The 15,720-nt window shown below is 36.1% G+C and carries 19 protein-coding genes; 1 reads left to right on the top strand and 18 read right to left on the bottom strand.

Features of this window, described 5'->3' with window-relative positions:
• Positions 1-49: 49 nt before the first annotated feature.
• From panD to BK579_RS13030, 10 genes are all read right to left on the bottom strand, one after another.
• Positions 50-433 carry an aspartate 1-decarboxylase gene (gene panD, locus BK579_RS13075; RefSeq protein WP_078546128.1) on the bottom strand — a complete coding sequence of 128 codons (384 nt, stop codon included), beginning with the start codon at positions 431-433 and terminating at the stop codon, positions 50-52.
• Between the two features lie 92 nt (positions 434-525).
• The gene (gene panC, locus BK579_RS13070; RefSeq protein ID WP_078546127.1) at positions 526-1,371 is read right to left on the bottom strand and encodes a pantoate--beta-alanine ligase; all 846 of its coding nucleotides are present in this window, start codon (positions 1,369-1,371) and stop codon (positions 526-528) included.
• A complete protein-coding gene (gene panB / locus BK579_RS13065; protein WP_078546126.1) occupies positions 1,372-2,208 on the bottom strand; it encodes a 3-methyl-2-oxobutanoate hydroxymethyltransferase in 837 nt (278 codons plus the stop codon).
• A gap of 297 nt (positions 2,209-2,505) precedes the next feature.
• On the bottom strand, positions 2,506-3,504 hold the full coding sequence (locus tag BK579_RS13060) for a biotin--[acetyl-CoA-carboxylase] ligase (protein ID WP_078546125.1): 999 nt from the start codon (positions 3,502-3,504) through the stop codon (positions 2,506-2,508).
• Positions 3,462-4,670, bottom strand: coding sequence for a CCA tRNA nucleotidyltransferase (locus tag BK579_RS13055; RefSeq protein WP_078546124.1), 1,209 nt, complete (start codon positions 4,668-4,670; stop codon positions 3,462-3,464). Before BK579_RS13055 ends, BK579_RS13060 begins: the two co-directional genes overlap by 43 nt.
• A gap of 16 nt (positions 4,671-4,686) precedes the next feature.
• Positions 4,687-5,814: an N-acetyl-alpha-D-glucosaminyl L-malate synthase BshA gene (bshA, locus tag BK579_RS13050; RefSeq protein WP_078546123.1), complete on the bottom strand. Its 1,128-nt coding sequence runs from the start codon at positions 5,812-5,814 to the stop codon at positions 4,687-4,689.
• Between the two features lie 3 nt (positions 5,815-5,817).
• Positions 5,818-6,528 carry a bacillithiol biosynthesis deacetylase BshB1 gene (gene bshB1 / locus BK579_RS13045; RefSeq protein WP_078546122.1) on the bottom strand — a complete coding sequence of 237 codons (711 nt, stop codon included), beginning with the start codon at positions 6,526-6,528 and terminating at the stop codon, positions 5,818-5,820.
• Complete coding sequence (mgsA, locus tag BK579_RS13040) at positions 6,509-6,943, bottom strand: methylglyoxal synthase (protein WP_078546120.1); 435 nt, start codon at positions 6,941-6,943, stop codon at positions 6,509-6,511. The genes bshB1 and mgsA overlap by 20 nt, the downstream gene beginning before the upstream one ends.
• Positions 6,944-6,998: 55 nt before the next feature.
• Positions 6,999-7,799 (bottom strand): 4-hydroxy-tetrahydrodipicolinate reductase, encoded by an 801-nt coding sequence (gene dapB, locus BK579_RS13035; RefSeq protein WP_078546118.1) that lies wholly within the window; start codon positions 7,797-7,799, stop codon positions 6,999-7,001.
• Positions 7,800-7,820: 21 nt separating this feature from the next.
• Entirely contained in the window at positions 7,821-8,135 is a 315-nt protein-coding gene (locus tag BK579_RS13030) for a nucleotide pyrophosphohydrolase (RefSeq protein WP_078550560.1), read from the bottom strand.
• Positions 8,136-8,467: 332 nt separating this feature from the next.
• Between BK579_RS13030 and BK579_RS13025 the strand changes: the two genes are divergently transcribed.
• A complete protein-coding gene (locus BK579_RS13025; protein WP_078546116.1) occupies positions 8,468-9,340 on the top strand; it encodes a YitT family protein in 873 nt (290 codons plus the stop codon).
• 124 nt (positions 9,341-9,464) lie between these two features.
• Here the strand turns inward: BK579_RS13025 and BK579_RS13020 are convergent, their stop codons facing one another.
• The 8 genes from BK579_RS13020 to BK579_RS12985 form a co-directional block, all read right to left on the bottom strand.
• Positions 9,465-10,145, bottom strand: a complete 681-nt coding sequence (locus BK579_RS13020; RefSeq protein WP_078546113.1) for a zinc metallopeptidase — start codon at positions 10,143-10,145, stop codon at positions 9,465-9,467.
• A 65-nt stretch (positions 10,146-10,210) separates the two neighbouring features.
• The gene (gene ypjB / locus BK579_RS13015; protein ID WP_078546111.1) at positions 10,211-11,005 is read right to left on the bottom strand and encodes a sporulation protein YpjB; all 795 of its coding nucleotides are present in this window, start codon (positions 11,003-11,005) and stop codon (positions 10,211-10,213) included.
• 78 nt (positions 11,006-11,083) lie between these two features.
• Positions 11,084-11,641: a lipoprotein heptaprenylglyceryl N-acetyltransferase LhaT gene (gene lhaT / locus BK579_RS13010; RefSeq protein ID WP_078550558.1), complete on the bottom strand. Its 558-nt coding sequence runs from the start codon at positions 11,639-11,641 to the stop codon at positions 11,084-11,086.
• Between the two features lie 176 nt (positions 11,642-11,817).
• Positions 11,818-12,585, bottom strand: coding sequence for a menaquinol-cytochrome c reductase cytochrome b/c subunit (locus tag BK579_RS13005; RefSeq protein WP_078546108.1), 768 nt, complete (start codon positions 12,583-12,585; stop codon positions 11,818-11,820).
• A gap of 70 nt (positions 12,586-12,655) precedes the next feature.
• Positions 12,656-13,330, bottom strand: a complete 675-nt coding sequence (gene qcrB, locus BK579_RS13000) for a menaquinol-cytochrome c reductase cytochrome b subunit (RefSeq protein WP_078546105.1) — start codon at positions 13,328-13,330, stop codon at positions 12,656-12,658.
• 3 nt (positions 13,331-13,333) lie between these two features.
• Positions 13,334-13,843, bottom strand: a complete 510-nt coding sequence (locus tag BK579_RS12995) for a Rieske (2Fe-2S) protein (protein WP_078546101.1) — start codon at positions 13,841-13,843, stop codon at positions 13,334-13,336.
• 208 nt (positions 13,844-14,051) lie between these two features.
• A complete protein-coding gene (locus BK579_RS12990; RefSeq protein WP_078546099.1) occupies positions 14,052-14,510 on the bottom strand; it encodes a YpiF family protein in 459 nt (152 codons plus the stop codon).
• Positions 14,511-15,157: 647 nt separating this feature from the next.
• Positions 15,158-15,712, bottom strand: a complete 555-nt coding sequence (locus BK579_RS12985) for a ReoY family proteolytic degradation factor (protein ID WP_078546097.1) — start codon at positions 15,710-15,712, stop codon at positions 15,158-15,160.
• Between the last annotated feature and the right edge of the window lie 8 nt (positions 15,713-15,720).

Here is a 15,720-nt window from a genome sequence, read left to right as displayed (position 1 = left end):
AAGGCCTTGATTCAAAAAATAAAAAACCCCCATCTTAGGGGGTATAAATTTATAATACAGTACTAGCTGGCTCATTTCCAATCAATTGTTTAATACAGTTATTTTCATCCATAATTGCAACTTTCGGAACATGGTTTGATAGCTCATTTTGCCCTACTAACACATAAGATATGACAATAATAATATCATCCTTTTGCACGAGTCTCGCAGCAGCACCATTTAAACAAAATGTTCCACTTCCTCTTGGTCCAGGAATAATATAAGTTTCTAATCTAGCACCATTATTATTGTTTACAATCTGTACTTTTTCATTAGCAAGCATGCCTACTGCATCTAAAATATCCTCATCTATTGTAATACTTCCTACGTAATTTAAATTAGCTTCTGTTACACGTGCACGATGTATTTTTGCACTCATCATAGTACGAAACATACTTGTTCCTCCTCATAAAGAACATCCTAGGTAAAACTAAGCTATAGCAAGTAAATAGCCAAAGTTCTTTCCAATTGCTTTTCTTCAATTTCTCAAACAACAAATGTTATATTATCAATTAACCTTGCTTTTGTAAACTTCACCGCTACCGCAATGATAATTTTACCAAAAACCTCTTTTTGCTCTTTTAATTCAGGATAACTAAGGACTTCGACATAGTCTATTTCTCCTGATGTATGATTGGCAATATGTTCTATAACCTTATTTCTGATTATATTTGGGTTTCTTTCACCATCTTCTATTAATGATCGTGCCATCTTTAATCCGTAATAAAGATTAGGTGCCTCTTGTCTTTCCTGTTCAGTTAGATATACGTTTCTAGAACTTTTGGCCAGCCCATCCTCTTCTCTGACAGTACTTACTGGAACAAGTTCAATCGGGAAGTTAAAATCTTCAATCACACTTGTGACAATGGCAACTTGCTGTGCGTCCTTCATCCCAAAATAGACCCGATTTGGTCTTGTAATGTTGAAGAGTTTAATTAACACTGTTGCAACGCCATCAAAATGACCTTCACGTTTTTTTCCACAAAGAACATCAACTTTATCAATTACTTTAATTTGAAATGAAAAGTCTGGCTTATACATGTCGTTGACATTTGGATAAAAAAGGATATCTACCCCATTGTTCCTAGCAAGTTGTTCATCCCTCTCAAAGTCACGAGGGTATGAATCAAAATCCTCATTAGGACCAAATTGGAGCGGATTTACAAAAATACTAGCAATAACGATGTCATTCTCTTTTCTAGCAGTGTGTATTAAGGTTAGATGACCTTCATGTAAATAACCCATAGTCGGAACAAATCCAATCGAAGATTTTGCCTCGCGATGCTGGGCAACTTCCCTTTCCATTTCTTCAATAGAGGTAATAATCCGCATTTACTTTTTTCCTCCGTAAAGTGATGAAAGCTCATGGTCCTTCATCGTGTAAGTATGCTCTTCACTAGGAAATTCTTTTGTTTTCACTTCAGAAACAAAACGATTAATTCCATCAGTAATTTGTTGATCAATTGAAGCGAATTGCTTTACAAACTTTGGAACTCTATCAACTCCGTAACTAATAACATCATGATAAACAAGGACTTGACCATCTGTTTGGTTTCCTGCTCCAATTCCAATCGTAGGAATCTTTAATTGCGTTGTAATCGCTTCTGCAAGTTGTCTAGGAACACACTCTAATACTAACGCAATAGCTCCCGCTGCTTCACACTTCTTTGAATCCTCAATTAATTTCCTAGCACTTTCTGCATCTTTTCCTTGAACCTTATAACCGCCAAGAACACCAACTGCCTGTGGTGTTAATCCAAGATGTGCTACTACAGGAACACCTGCTTCTGTTAAACTTTTTATCACATCAACTACTTCATTAGCACCTTCAACCTTTACAGCATGTGCACCAGCTTCTTGAACTAATCTGGCTGCATTTTTTAAGGTTTCAGCTTTTGATATATGGTAGGACATAAAAGGCATATCTGTCACAATAAATGTACCCTTTGCCCCTCTTTTAACAGCCTTTGTATGATGAATCATATCCTCTATCGTAACAGGTATTGTTGAATCGTACCCTAGTACAACCATTCCAAGTGAATCGCCTACTAGAATCATATCAACATCAGCTTTCTCTGCGTGCATAGCTGAAGGATAATCATATGCTGTTAGCATAACAATTGGCTCTTTATTTTCTTTCATTTTCATAAAATCTGTCGACTGCTTCATTTAAACTCCTCCTTTTTAATTAAAGAGGAAATGAATCTCAATAAATCACCCGACTCACGTTTAAAATCAAAAAGCCTTCTTTCATAGAGAAAGAAGGACGTGAGTGCGAACACACATCTAAGAATTCATCCCTCTGTCCCAGTCCCTTATTAGTGGATCAAGGCAGAACATTACATGAAGATTATAAGCATTTATCTTTTTAGGTGTGGTTCCACAGGATACCACCCATATTCAACTGAATTATAACAATTGTTACTTCTTTTGACTACAATTAATTTTTCGATTTATATTGTTAATTCACTTTGATAGGATTTCTATGTCTGCAGAATAAATATAATGGATTTCTCCATCAGACGTTTCAAGTTTTAAAACTCCGTCATCCGTAATCCCTAATGCCCGTCCTTTAATCGTCCCATGCAGAGTTCTTGCCAAGATCTGTTCCCCAATATTAATTGCATAGCTTTCCCAAAGTAACTTAATAGCATGGAAACCATTCTCTAGGTATGTAAGATAAAGATGTTCTAGTTTTAACAAGAGAATCTGAACTAGATAGGAACGATTAACTTTTTCTCCCTTTGCTATTGAGAGAGAAGTTGCAACTCCGTTTATTTCCTCAGGAAAGTCTAATTTGGATTGATTAACATTAATCCCTATTCCAATAATAACTGAATTAATCCTATCAGATTCAGCCTGTAACTCTGTTAAGATTCCCACTACCTTTTTCCCAGACAATAGGATATCATTCGGCCATTTTATATCTGGCTCTAAACCTGTCACCTCTTGAATAGCTTGTGCTACAGCAACAGCAGCTAGTAAAGTTAACTGTGGTGCGCTAGTAGGCGGAATATTTGGCCTCAAGATCAAACTCATCCAAATCCCAGTATACTTTGGAGAAAACCACTTTCGGTCTAATCGTCCCCGTCCTTCAGTTTGTTGTTCGGTGACAATGATTGTACCCTCTTCAGCTCCGTCATATGCTAATTTATGTGCAAGTTTTTGGGTAGAACTGACAACTTCTTCAAATACAATTGAACGACCCAAGATTTTTGTTTGTAATCCTAGTTGTATTTCATTACTTGAAATTTTATCGGGCTTGGAGGTAATTTGGTATCCCGCTTTACGAACTGCATTTACTTCATAGCCTTCCTTGCGCAAATCTTCAATATGTTTCCAAACAGCCGTTCTTGAACAACCCAATTGTTCGCTAATTTTCTGACCTGAAATAAATTCTCCATTTGCCTTTGAGAAAAGCTCTAATAGTTTTTTTCTGATTTCCGATTGCAATGAAGAAGCCACTCCTTTATTTTCTCTCTATCATTTTCAAGCTGGCCATCTAAGACTGCTAATTCAACTGCACTTAAAGCTTCAGATACCCATGGTCCGGCTTTTTTCTCTGACCAATTTATTACGTCGACTCCATTGATAACTAGCTCATCTCGTGACTTAATAACTAATCCTTGATACCTATCTGTTAAAAAGTCGATACTAGTTGTTACTTTATTTTGAATGACTGCTAACAGTCTGTGAATCTGAGGTAAATTCACAAGACCTATTCTATAGAGTGTAAGATTAGTCCAACCTTTACTTAGTATATCTTCTATTGAGGTTAAATTTTTTAGTACAGCATTTATCGTTTTGTTCGAGAGCTTCCAAGCTTTTAAAAAAGTTTGAGGGTTTTTTACCTCTAATATGTATGTAAGTAGTGTCCAACCTTCAACATTAGAATTCAACCTAGACCAATCTACTCGAATTACTTCCGTCAGTTGATTGCTATAATCTTTTAAGGTAGGTAAATATTGATAAAGATTACTGTCAAGCAATAGTGATAGGCCTTTATTTGGAAATTGTGATGTTATTATTTTTTCAAACTCAGTCGTAATTCTTTCGACTGAAATTTTACTAAGCAAATATCCATGTGTTTTCATTGCTTCTTTTGTTTGAGGTGCTAGTTTGAAATTTAACTGACTTACAAAACGAACACCCCTCATTATCCTTAGGGCATCTTCATTAAATCTCTCGGAGGGATTTCCTACTGTCTCAATTAGACCTTCAGAGATAGCATGTTTACCATTAAAGGGATCTATGATTTCTCCAGAGAGTGTCATAGCCATAGCATTCATCGTAAAATCTCGTCTTTGTAAATCATCTTTTAATGACTTAATAAAAGCTACCTTTGATGGTCTTCGATAATCCTCGTATTGATCCTCTGCCCGAAACGTTGTTACCTCAAATGGAATAGAGTCTATAAGAACGATGATTGTGCCGTGTTCGATACCGACATCAACTGTATGCTCGAATAAAGAAAGGATGTCTGTTGGCGTTGCTGAGGTTGCGATATCCACATCACCAATTTGACGTTGTAAAAGAAAATCTCTAACAGCTCCACCTACAAAGTAAGCCTCGTGACCATGAGTCTGAAGTTTGTTTAAAATAACCGATGCTTTTTTAAATGGTCCAAACATGTTAGAACCCCTTACTTTAATGTTTAACTAATGTATAATATAACGCTTCATACTCTTCTACGATTCGTTCTGACTGGAATCGACTTGTAACTGCATGTTTTGCTTTTTCAGACATTTCTTTATGTAACTGATCATTCGTTAAAAGTTCTATCCCTTTATTTGCAATATCATTTACATCCCCAAGTTCGCAGAGAAAACCATTCTCACCATGAGTGATTACTTCAGGAATTCCTCCAACTGTTGTTCCTATAGCAGGTACACCACACGCCATGGCCTCTAACAAAACTAGACCAAAGCTTTCTTTTTCTGATAACAATAGCTTTAAATCGCTAATTGAATATAAATCTTCAACTTTTTCCTGTTTTCCAAGGAAAAGTACCTTATTAGAAAGGCCGAGTGACTTTACTAACTTGCAAACAACTGTAAATTCAGGACCATCACCAATTAATAAAAGTTTGGCTTCAACCTCTTGTTGAATCAAATTAAAGGCATGAATGACATCCTCCACGCGTTTTACTTTACGAAAATTTGAAACATGAATGACTACTTTCTCATGTGGTAAGATTCCGTATTGTTGTTTTAAATTCAAATCCTCTTTTTTACAATAAACTCTTTCGTCAATGAAGTTATAAACAGTGTGTATCTCCTTATTAGGTCCTACAACCTCCATCGTTTCTTGTACAAGGGCATTGGAAACTGCTGTAACGACATCGGAAGATTCAATTCCAAATCGAATTAGTTCAGTTAGTGATGGATCATATCCCAGAACAGTTATGTCTGTTCCATGCAATGTTGTTACGATTTTTAAATCCCCTGCAACCATTTCTCTAGCTAAAATTGCACAAACCGCATGAGGTATTGCGTAGTGAACATGAAGAACATCCAATTCCTCTCTTTTTGCAACCTCTGCCATTTTACTCGCTAACGCAAGATCATACGGAGGATATTTGAACACTGAATATTGATTAACTTCAACTTCATGATAATAGATATTAGAATACACCTTATTTAACCTAAAGGGCATACTTGATGTGATAAAATGAATTTCATGTCCTCTTTCAGCTAATAGTTTTCCTAATTCAGTTGCTATTACCCCAGAACCACCTACAGATGGATAACAAGTAATTCCTATTTTTAATTTCATGTTTTAGTCCCCTAGCAAATCATAAGAAATAATAATTGGATGCTTTGTTTTAAAGCCTTCTGCGAACTTAACTCCGCTTCCCTGTCCAAATAGTTGCTCTCTATTTCTAACATTTTCAATATAATTATTCACCAACGGAGTATCAACAGCCCCATCTTCTTTTGTAAACTGACTTTTATAAGCTTTCAGACTTTTGATCTTATCTTCAATTGTATCACTAATATCTATAACAAAATCTGGTGTATGAAAGCCATTGATCATATAAAAATAAACAGACGTTACTTTATGTGGAGCTAAACCATCTTTATCAACATACTTTTTAATTTTCGAGGAGAAAATAGCTTCCTCCACTAACCTGGCACAATTCCCATGATCTGGATGTCGGTCTTCGAAATAAGGAATAAAAACAACCTTTGGTTTATAAGTTCTGATTACATGGACTACCTTATCTATGTATTCTTTCTGTAAGTCAATTCCTCGATCAGGCAAATCAAGAAGGATTCTCTTTGCTATTCCTAGGATGGCAGCGGCTTCCTTTGCCTCTTGCTGGCGTATTTCCACTGTGCCATTTGATGATAACTCAGCCTTCGTTAAATCACAAACACCTACAGATTTCCCTTTTTTCACATACTTCGCAATCGTTCCAGCCATTCCAATTTCAACATCATCTGGATGGGCTCCAAAAGCTAATATATCAAGAGTTGTTGCTTCCATTACGCTCTCCTTTTGTCCGCTCATGAATAATATCTCTCCAAGAAAAATCACCACGTTCTAATCCATGAATTAGAATTTCAGCTGTACCCATATTGGTTGCTAATGGGATTGAGTATACATCACATAATCGAAGTAATGCAGTTACATCTGGTTCATGTGGCTGAGCTGTAAGGGGATCTCTAAAGAATATGACCATATCCATCTCATTTTTTGCAATTAAGGCACCTATTTCTTGATCCCCGCCAAGAGGACCTGACTGAAATCTGTGTATAGTTAAGCCAGTAGCTTCAGATATTTTTTGTCCTGTTGTTCCTGTAGCGTATAGCTCATGTTTTTCTAAAACATGCTTATAGGCAAGTGCAAATTGAACAATATATTGCTTTTTATTATCATGTGCGATTAAAGAAATTTTCATTTTCATTCCCCCAGTGAACCATAATTTTTTAGCTTGTTATATAGGTTCAAACCTATTATTCGATGATGTTTTCTAGCCCATAGACAAGCAAATCAATTTTCATGACTGTTTCTACTGACAACTTCACACCTGACATAAATGATGCTCTATTAAAGGAATCGTGACGAATAGTTAACATTTGTCCTTCACCACCAAATAAAACCTCTTGATGAGCTACTAAGCCTGGTAAACGAACACTATGTATGTGAATCCCATCATAATCTGCCCCTCTAGCGCCTACATGAGTTTCTTTTTCATTTGGGTGACCTTGCTGTTTACTTTCCCTTACTGAAGAGATCAGTTCAGCTGTTTTAATGCCTGTCCCAGATGGAGCATCCAGCTTCTGATCATGATGTAATTCGATAATTTCTACATCTTGAAAATATTTAGCAGCCATTTGCGAGAATTTCATCATTAGAATTGCACCTACTGCGAAATTAGGAGCAATAATTGCTCCAAGTTTTTTTTCTTCGGCCATTTCTGTTAGTTCTTTTAGATCTTCTTTCGAAAAACCAGTTGTTCCCACTACCGGTCTAATCCCATGCTCAAGAGCCGCCCTTGTATGCAATCTTCCAATTTCAGGTGTAGTTAGATCAACAAGAACATCCGGTTTGGTTTGAGTAAAGCATTCATTAACATCTGTATAAATCTTAGCATCTAAATTAGGCAATCCTTCTATTTCAGAGATCTTTATACCATTAAATTTATGGTCAATTGCACCCACCAACTCAAAGTGATCAACCGACTTAATCATTCTTAATGCTTCAATGCCCATTCTTCCTCTCGCACCAGCTAAAACAATTTTTATCTTTTCCATTGATAACAACAACTCCTATTACTATGTATCTTTTCGTGTCCAGCGATCTTTATCTCTTGTATTGAACTTCTCCATCACTATCTCGTGAGCCTTTTCTAAATCTATATTTAATGAATTTGCTAAACAGATTAGGACAAATAATAAGTCCCCTGCTTCTTCTTCAATTGTTTTAGATTCTTCTGTAGACTTTTTCGGTTTCTCACCATAATAGTGATTCACCTCTCGGGCAAGTTCACCCAATTCCTCTGTTAATCGTGCAATCATTGCAAGCGGACTGAAATAACCTTCCTTAAACTGGCCAATGTATTCATCAACATCTTGTTGAATCTGTTTCATTGTTTTACCTTCCTGCACTGTCTTCACCTCTATCTTTCTTTCTTCATGTTAGCTAAAAGAACTGCATTTTACAAATATTAAGTATAGGTACTTAATAACGTTGTATTTACCAATAGCTAAAAGTCCTATAGATTTTGTAAAGATATTCTATGTCAGTTTTTGAAGTATCTTTTTTGCCTTAAGTTAAAAACTAAAGAAATGGTATTTACAATATGGATTTGCCCTACCATTAAACATACTCTATAATAGGATAGCCATCAAACAATTTTTAATAAAATCTCTTACATATTTAAATTTTATCTAAAATGCACAGAAACGCTAGGAGGAATACAATGGCACTTGGTTTAAGACTTAAAAACATCTTCTTTATTTTACTAGGCTCAAGCATTTTTGCTTTTGGTTTAGTTCATTTTAATATGCAAAACCATCTAGCTGAAGGCGGTTTTACTGGCATAACATTATTACTATTTTTTCGTTTTGGATGGGATCCCTCGTATAGTAATTTAATACTAAATATCCCTCTCTTTTTTATTGGGTGGAAACTCCTAGGGCGAACTGCCTTTATATACACAATAATTGGTACAGTTAGTTTATCCGTGTTTTTATGGATTTTTCAGCGCTATCAATTCATGATTCCATTAGACGGTGACCTTGCCCTAGCTGCACTTTTCGCGGGAGTATTTTTGGGGATCGGACTAGGAATTATCTTTAGATTCGGTGGAACAACTGGTGGAGTTGATATTATTGCTAGGTTAGTCCATAAGTATATTGGCTGGAGTATGGGTAAGACCATGTTTTTATTTGATGCATTCGTCATTACTTTATCTCTTATTGTTTATTTATCCTATCGTGAAGCCATGTATACTTTAGTGGCAGTATTTGTAGGTGCAAAGGTAATTGATTTTATGCAAGATGGTGCATATGCGGCAAAAGGAGCAACAATTATCTCAGACTTTAGTGAGGAGATATCTAAAAAAATAATTGAAGAGATGGATCGAGGAGTAACCATCTTAAAGGGTCAAGGTTCTTTTACCAGGAAAGAACGCAATGTACTATATTGTGTTGTAGCAAGAAATGAACTTGTAAGACTGAAGCAGACGATTATTTCGGTCGATCCTCATGCATTTGTTGCTGTTAGTGATGTTCGAGACGTGTTGGGCGAAGGATTTACACATGATGAAAATAAAAAGCCATTAGAAAGATAAAGATAATCTACATTAAGGAACAAACTTAAGAAAACAAAAGAAAAGCGAGATTCTATTGCGAGAATCTACGCTTTCTTTTTTGTCATTTAATGTCAGACAAAGAGTAATACTAACTTATTGGACCTTATTCCTCACTTCTAGTCATGCCAGTATAAATTAAAATAAGTCTTACTAGTTCTAGTACCGCTACTGCAGCGGCGGCTACATAAGTTAAAGCAGCGGCATTCAATACTTTTTTTGTTTCCCGCTCTTCTTCATTTTTAATTACCCCCACTGAAACAATTTGTTCCATCGCACGGTTAGATGCGTTGAATTCAACAGGAAGCGTGACAATCTGAAACAAAACAGCCGCAGCCATAAAGATGATACCAAATAACAGTAAATTGGTTAAACCAGAAAAAATACCAATTAAGATTAAAATCCATGATATGTTTGATCCAAAGCTCGCAACAGGTACTAATGTATGGCGAAATCGTAGGAACGCATATTCCTCTTGGTCTTGCATTGCATGACCTACTTCATGGGCTGCAACAGCTGCTCCAGCAATTGAATATCCATGAAAATTGTTCGAGGATAAGCGAACTGTTTTTGATCTTGGATCATAGTGATCTGATAAAAAGCCAGGTGTTTCTTCAACCCCTACATTATATAAACCATTTTGATCTAGAATTCTTCTTGCTACTTCTGCACCTGTCATCCCGCTTGATGATCTTATTTGAGAATATTTTTTATAAGTACTTTTAACCTTCATTTGGGCATAAAGAGGTACCAATATAATAATCGCAAAATAAATGATTGTTGTCATTCCCTATTCCTCCTGTTAGATGTTAAGTCTATTTTAGTGAGGAAATTGTGTGGTTGTCAATTTTATTATTCCTCTGAATCTCTTCTCGGTACTCGTTTCTGTTTGTCACCTTTATATTTTCTCCAACCGACATAGGATAATGTAAGTATTATCACACTACCTGTTGAAATCATGACCCAGATTAACGATGGATCTGCATCATCTTCAGTAATGTTATCAAAAATCGTCCGTAAATCCAACTCCATTTGTTCCATTTGTTGAAGTCGCGTTGACGTTTTTAATGACTCATTACGATATGAATCAAGAAAGCTAATGTGGGAATCAAGCCTTTGAACAGTTAATGGTGATACATCAACCTTTAAACTAGGTTGAATCATGTCATACTTAGCCATAAAAAGATCTAACTGGTGTTGATAGGTGTTACTGTCACCTTCTACTACAGTCTCTTTCATTTGATTAAAAGTAGTCATAATAGAGTGCTCCATTTCAGACCATAAAGGTTGATGCTCAGAGCGAATTGCATCAATTACTAGTCGAAATTGAGTTGCCTTTTTGACTCTTTCTTCAAAGGAGATTGAAGTGGAATTAATGGCTTCAACGGCACTATCATGAGTGACCGTAATTACACGTAATTCATCCATTGAATAATTCCTGTCGTCAAAATGGGTCTTTAAAAACTCATCTGAAAAATAATCAAGCATTCTTTTAGCCTCTTCATATCTTTCTTGTTTCACTAGTTGCAATGCTTGGTCCGATAATTGATCTAGTTTTTCCCAAGAATCATGTGTGTCCGCATGAGAAGAAATTGGGAACATGATTATTAGTAGCATTAGAACAAATCCAATTCTTAAAAACTTCATACTTGTCCCTCCTCAAACTTCTATTAAGAATGTATGAGGGTTTGGACAAGAGTAGACCATGAAAATCTATTATTTTAATTACTGGATAGTTAACACGATTCTGTCTTTTCTAATACAAAGCCAATAGGTAATAAGGATGGATACGATCGATAGCCAAAATGTAAAATAGCCTATTTGTGGGATATATTCGTCTAATACTGAATATCTTGGAAGCATAAAAAAGACGTAATCAATCACATCATTATGTAAAGTCCAAATCCCTGCTAGTACCAAATGGACAGGCTTTATTCGATAATACGGGGCATACAATAATCCTTGAATCGCCATGCCAAGATGTGAAAAAATTAACATGTATCCTGCAATACTTAAGTAGCCTAATTCAACATATGTAAGTAAATTCATGATCACAGCCCATATACCATACTTAAATAAAGTAACGATGGCAAGTGCCTCAATTATTGGCCAGTTTTTTCTCATAATAAAGGCTATAAGAACAAACACAAAGAACAGACTTGCTGTGGGGCTATCAGGTACAAACAACAAAAAACGTGGGGGGGTTATTTCTAATTGACTAGCATACCAAATATAACCGTATATGGTTCCTAATATATTTATTATTAACAAAAGCCATAACATGTATCGCTGTCCAAAAGGATAAAAGAGTATATTCTTCAATTAAAAAACCAACCTTCTTGCTTTTTTCTGCCCGGCTCAGACCAGAAGCAGATGGAACCTGGAGCTGAACATTCTAAATTTTTATATTTTGTTATAATTTGAAAAAAGCTGACTATCATAGTCAGCTTTCAACATATTTATTTAGAAGTAACTTCAGAAATGAATTCTGAAAGCTTTTGAAGTTCTTCCTCAGATCCTTCAAACATACCAGCTGGCATGCCTCCTTGACCATTTACAGCGATATCACTGATTTGGTCAACTTCAAGTCCGTTATCCACTAATGCTTTACCGGCTGGAGTTCCTTCTAGGTTTTCACCATGACAGCCAATACAGCCTTTTTCTTGATAAAGCAGATAACCCTCTGACTCTTTATCAATTTCAGCTTCGGCAACAATTGCACCTTGCTGTTCTTTTAACTCCCAATCTGTTTGATCAACAGATTCCCAAGTTAAATAGAAAACTGAAGCTACTCCAAGTAGCATTAAGCCAGTCGCTATTGGACGTTTAGACGGTTTTCGTTCTGGTCCACGGTCTAAGAATGGTGCAAGCATTAATGCTCCAAATCCAAGACCCGGGATAACTAGTGCTCCAATAATGGTATAAGGCCCTGCAGCATAAGAATACTTTAACAATTGATATAAAAATAAGAAATACCAGTCTGGTAGAGGTATGTACCCAGTATCTGTTGGATCTGCAATACGCTCTAACGGCGGCTCATGCGCAACTGTCAAACTTAAAAATCCTATTAGGAAAACAGCACCAACTAACCATTCTTTTAATAAGAAGTTTGGCCAGAATGCTTCCGTTTTTCCAGGATACTCAGAGTAGTCCTTTGGAATATTTGGTTTCCTAACTGCTGGAACACGTGAGTCTCCAACAAATTTCATTCCTTTACCGCGATGCATAATCAGTTCCCCTCCTTTTCTAAGGAAATATAGACATTCTAAAGCCTATACATATAATGATTCTATAATTTTATAGTGGTCCTGAAATCCCTTGTTTTCTAATCATCATAAAGTGAGCAGCCATTAAACCAAACAGAGCTGCTGGTAAGAAGAATACGTGGATTGCAAAGAATCTTGTTAGAGTTTGCGCACCAACGATTTCCGGATGACCAGAAAGTAACACTTTAATATGTGGCCCAAGTAAAGGAACTGCCTCAACAATTTGCAGGGTTACCTTTGTAGCAAAAAGAGCCTTCATATCCCAAGGTAATAAGTAGCCAGTTAAACCTAATGCAAGCATAACGAAGAAAATCAACACACCTACAACCCAGTTTAATTCGCGAGGTTTTTTATAGGAACCTTGGAAAAATACACGGAGCGTATGTAAGAACATCATAACGATTACTAAACTAGCTCCCCAGTGATGCATTCCACGTACAATTTGGCCGAATGCAACTTCATTTTGTAGATAATATACTGATTCCCACGCATTTTTAATATCTGGTACATAATACATAGTTAAAAACATACCAGAAAGAATTTGAATAACGGTTACAAAAAACGTTAAGCCTCCAAAGCAATAAACGAAAGCTGAAAAGTGATGAGCAGGATTAACATGCTCTGGAACTTCGTGATCAGCAATATCTCGCCACAAAGGCGTAATATCTAAGCGCTCATCAACCCAGTCATAGATCTTATTTAACATTTATTACGCCCCTCCTTGCGGTTTTGCCTGACCTAAATACAAGTAGCCATCTTTTACTTGTGTTACAAATCTGTCCAGTGGACCAATTGGTGGTGTACCTGGAACGTTATCACCATTTTTTTCATATAAGCCATAATGACAAGGACAGAAGAATTTGTTTTCATTCTTTGGATCTGTATTCCAGTCTACAGTACAGCCTAAATGCTTACACACAGGTGAAAGGGCGACAATTTTGTCATTTTCGTCCTTATATACCCATGCAGATCTAGGTTCTTCTGACTCATACCATGCATCGACTTGCTGCACTTTAAAATCAATACGTTGTGGTTCGCTAGTAATATCTTCCACACTCGCAACCTGAACTAAGTCTTGCTCTTGTCTTGGCTTTAACACAGGATCAATAGCAAAACGAACCATTGGCATAAGCATCCCAGCTGCCATAAATCCTCCAACGCCAGTAAGTGTATAGTTTAAAAACTGACGTCTTGATACCCGATGTTTTTTCTCGCTCATTATTTTCCCCCCTCTATCAAAAGCTAAGTCCAACCGGACATAAAATTAACACATATAATACTAGGACATACTCATGATATATCAATATTCTGGTAAGGTCAATATTATCATTCTCTTATCTAAAGGCAAGTATGTGATTTTTTATGGAAAAATCATGATATTAGGTTTATTAGTTTCATATGTATCATGCTTATAGTAAAAAGCGAGTTTAACTTTGCCATATTCTCATAAAAAGGGTAATAAGGCTCTTCATTTGATCCTGGAACATTGATTGTTTAAGTTTTTCATCTAAATGTTCTAATGGGATTGATGGTAATGAAATAATTGTTCCTGCTAGTTCGTTTTCATATCCTTTCCATTGAGAATCAGCTGTAACATATACGATATGTTTTAATCCATTCGTTAAAATTTCATCAGACCACGTCTGCAAACGTGCGAGACTTTGGGTTCGCCCTTCTTTCTCGCTATATGTAAATGCAGGATACAGTATCAGTCTACCTTTAAATTGTCTTTCTATTTCGTGTGAAAGAATTGATGTAAACTCTCCTATTTCAATTGTTTTTTTTACATTGCTAGACCATGAGACAGGTATTAATGGAATTACGGCTGTGTCTACATATTCTTTTGATTGTAAATACAAATTGATATCGTTAGTAGTCCATTTCAAAATAAATCTTCCCTTCGTTTTTAGCTAAATCAAAGATAACATACTATCTTTAGTTACAGCAATTCTACAATCAGTAACGGAAAGTCGGAAGAATTATTAAATTAAAAATCTACCCTAAAAAAAGAAATGCGGAAGGCGCTCGTTCATCGGCGACAGGCATAAGACGAGCCGGCAAGAAGGTTGCTTTTTAACCTTCTTGCCGGCTTGACTTAGACCTGAGAGCAGATAGCGCCTGAAGCTAGACACTAAGCTAAGTATAATTTTTCATTCTCCATGGTGCTAATTTTAATTAGCATGGATGTCTCAGATGATAATAACTTAGTTAGCAGAGTTCCATTCGCTGCGATCCACCTGCTTTCCGCGGGGGAGTACGTGAGTTCCTCGTCGTCTTTTGAGCCTCCTGTGGGGTTTCACGAAGATCGCTAGATCCCGCAGGAGTCAGGTGGCTCTCCGCTCATTCCACACTAAGTGAACAACATTTTCATCCTCCATGTTGTGAGTTAATAGCCATGAATCAATAAATAAGGTCGGGAACTGTCCACTTTATTCGTTCCTTCTATATAAAAGGAGATTGATTGTGAAAATAATCCACAAAAAAAGCTGACAAAATTTCTTTCTTTTGTCAGCAGCATCTTCTTGTATTTTTTTTAATGACAATTTGTTCTTGATAATTTTTTAAGTTGCTCTGTAAGTCTTTGGAACTCAGTTGAGTCTTGTTGATCAAGGGCTTCATCAATTTTCTTTAGTAATTTTTCTTTCTGGTAAATATGAATTGATTCCTCTAAAAATCTTTCGGCTAGCAATGTGTCTTTTTCGTTCACTTGCAAGTGCTTTGGCATATAAGGATTCTCTTCAAGAACTGCTACATATTGTGGAGTGTGAAAAGAAGAGCGAAAATTTAATTGGATATAAATATCTTCATCCCTATTTAGCCTAATGTCATGGAAGGACTTTTCAGCATCAGTTGTCATCACATTTTCTTTATAAAACCTGAACGGTACATCATCTACACAATGTGTTGACATAATTATTCCTCTTGGACAATACTGCGCTTGTTCTACAAAATGAACGTTTTTCATTAATTGGTCGTGACTCATTAAGTAATTCAAAATCCAAACACATTCTCTTCTCTTTAATTGGTAGTTATTAAGAAACCAGCGAATGAAATCTTTCTTCTCGTTGACAGATACAGGGGTAGTCATCGCATGCT

This window comes from Litchfieldia alkalitelluris, from assembly GCF_002019645.1.
GTDB classification, from domain to species: Bacteria; Bacillota; Bacilli; order Bacillales; family Bacillaceae_L; genus Litchfieldia; species Litchfieldia alkalitelluris.
This window is presented reverse-complemented; position numbering and strand designations above follow the sequence as displayed.

Coding starts and splice junctions, on each gene's coding strand:
- panD (WP_078546128.1), bottom strand. CDS start 433: ATGTTTCGTACTATGATGAGTGCAAAAATACATCGTGCACGTGTAACA.
- panC (WP_078546127.1), bottom strand. CDS start 1,371: ATGCGGATTATTACCTCTATTGAAGAAATGGAAAGGGAAGTTGCCCAG.
- panB (WP_078546126.1), bottom strand. CDS start 2,208: ATGAAGCAGTCGACAGATTTTATGAAAATGAAAGAAAATAAAGAGCCA.
- BK579_RS13055 (WP_078546124.1), bottom strand. CDS start 4,670: ATGTTTGGACCATTTAAAAAAGCATCGGTTATTTTAAACAAACTTCAG.
- bshA (WP_078546123.1), bottom strand. CDS start 5,814: ATGAAATTAAAAATAGGAATTACTTGTTATCCATCTGTAGGTGGTTCT.
- bshB1 (WP_078546122.1), bottom strand. CDS start 6,528: ATGGAAGCAACAACTCTTGATATATTAGCTTTTGGAGCCCATCCAGAT.
- mgsA (WP_078546120.1), bottom strand. CDS start 6,943: ATGAAAATTTCTTTAATCGCACATGATAATAAAAAGCAATATATTGTT.
- dapB (WP_078546118.1), bottom strand. CDS start 7,799: ATGGAAAAGATAAAAATTGTTTTAGCTGGTGCGAGAGGAAGAATGGGC.
- BK579_RS13030 (WP_078550560.1), bottom strand. CDS start 8,135: ATGAAACAGATTCAACAAGATGTTGATGAATACATTGGCCAGTTTAAG.
- BK579_RS13025 (WP_078546116.1), top strand. CDS start 8,468: ATGGCACTTGGTTTAAGACTTAAAAACATCTTCTTTATTTTACTAGGC.
- BK579_RS13020 (WP_078546113.1), bottom strand. CDS start 10,145: ATGACAACAATCATTTATTTTGCGATTATTATATTGGTACCTCTTTAT.
- ypjB (WP_078546111.1), bottom strand. CDS start 11,005: ATGAAGTTTTTAAGAATTGGATTTGTTCTAATGCTACTAATAATCATG.
- lhaT (WP_078550558.1), bottom strand. CDS start 11,641: ATGTTATGGCTTTTGTTAATAATAAATATATTAGGAACCATATACGGT.
- BK579_RS13005 (WP_078546108.1), bottom strand. CDS start 12,585: ATGCATCGCGGTAAAGGAATGAAATTTGTTGGAGACTCACGTGTTCCA.
- qcrB (WP_078546105.1), bottom strand. CDS start 13,330: ATGTTAAATAAGATCTATGACTGGGTTGATGAGCGCTTAGATATTACG.
- BK579_RS12995 (WP_078546101.1), bottom strand. CDS start 13,843: ATGAGCGAGAAAAAACATCGGGTATCAAGACGTCAGTTTTTAAACTAT.
- BK579_RS12985 (WP_078546097.1), bottom strand. CDS start 15,712: ATGACTACCCCTGTATCTGTCAACGAGAAGAAAGATTTCATTCGCTGG.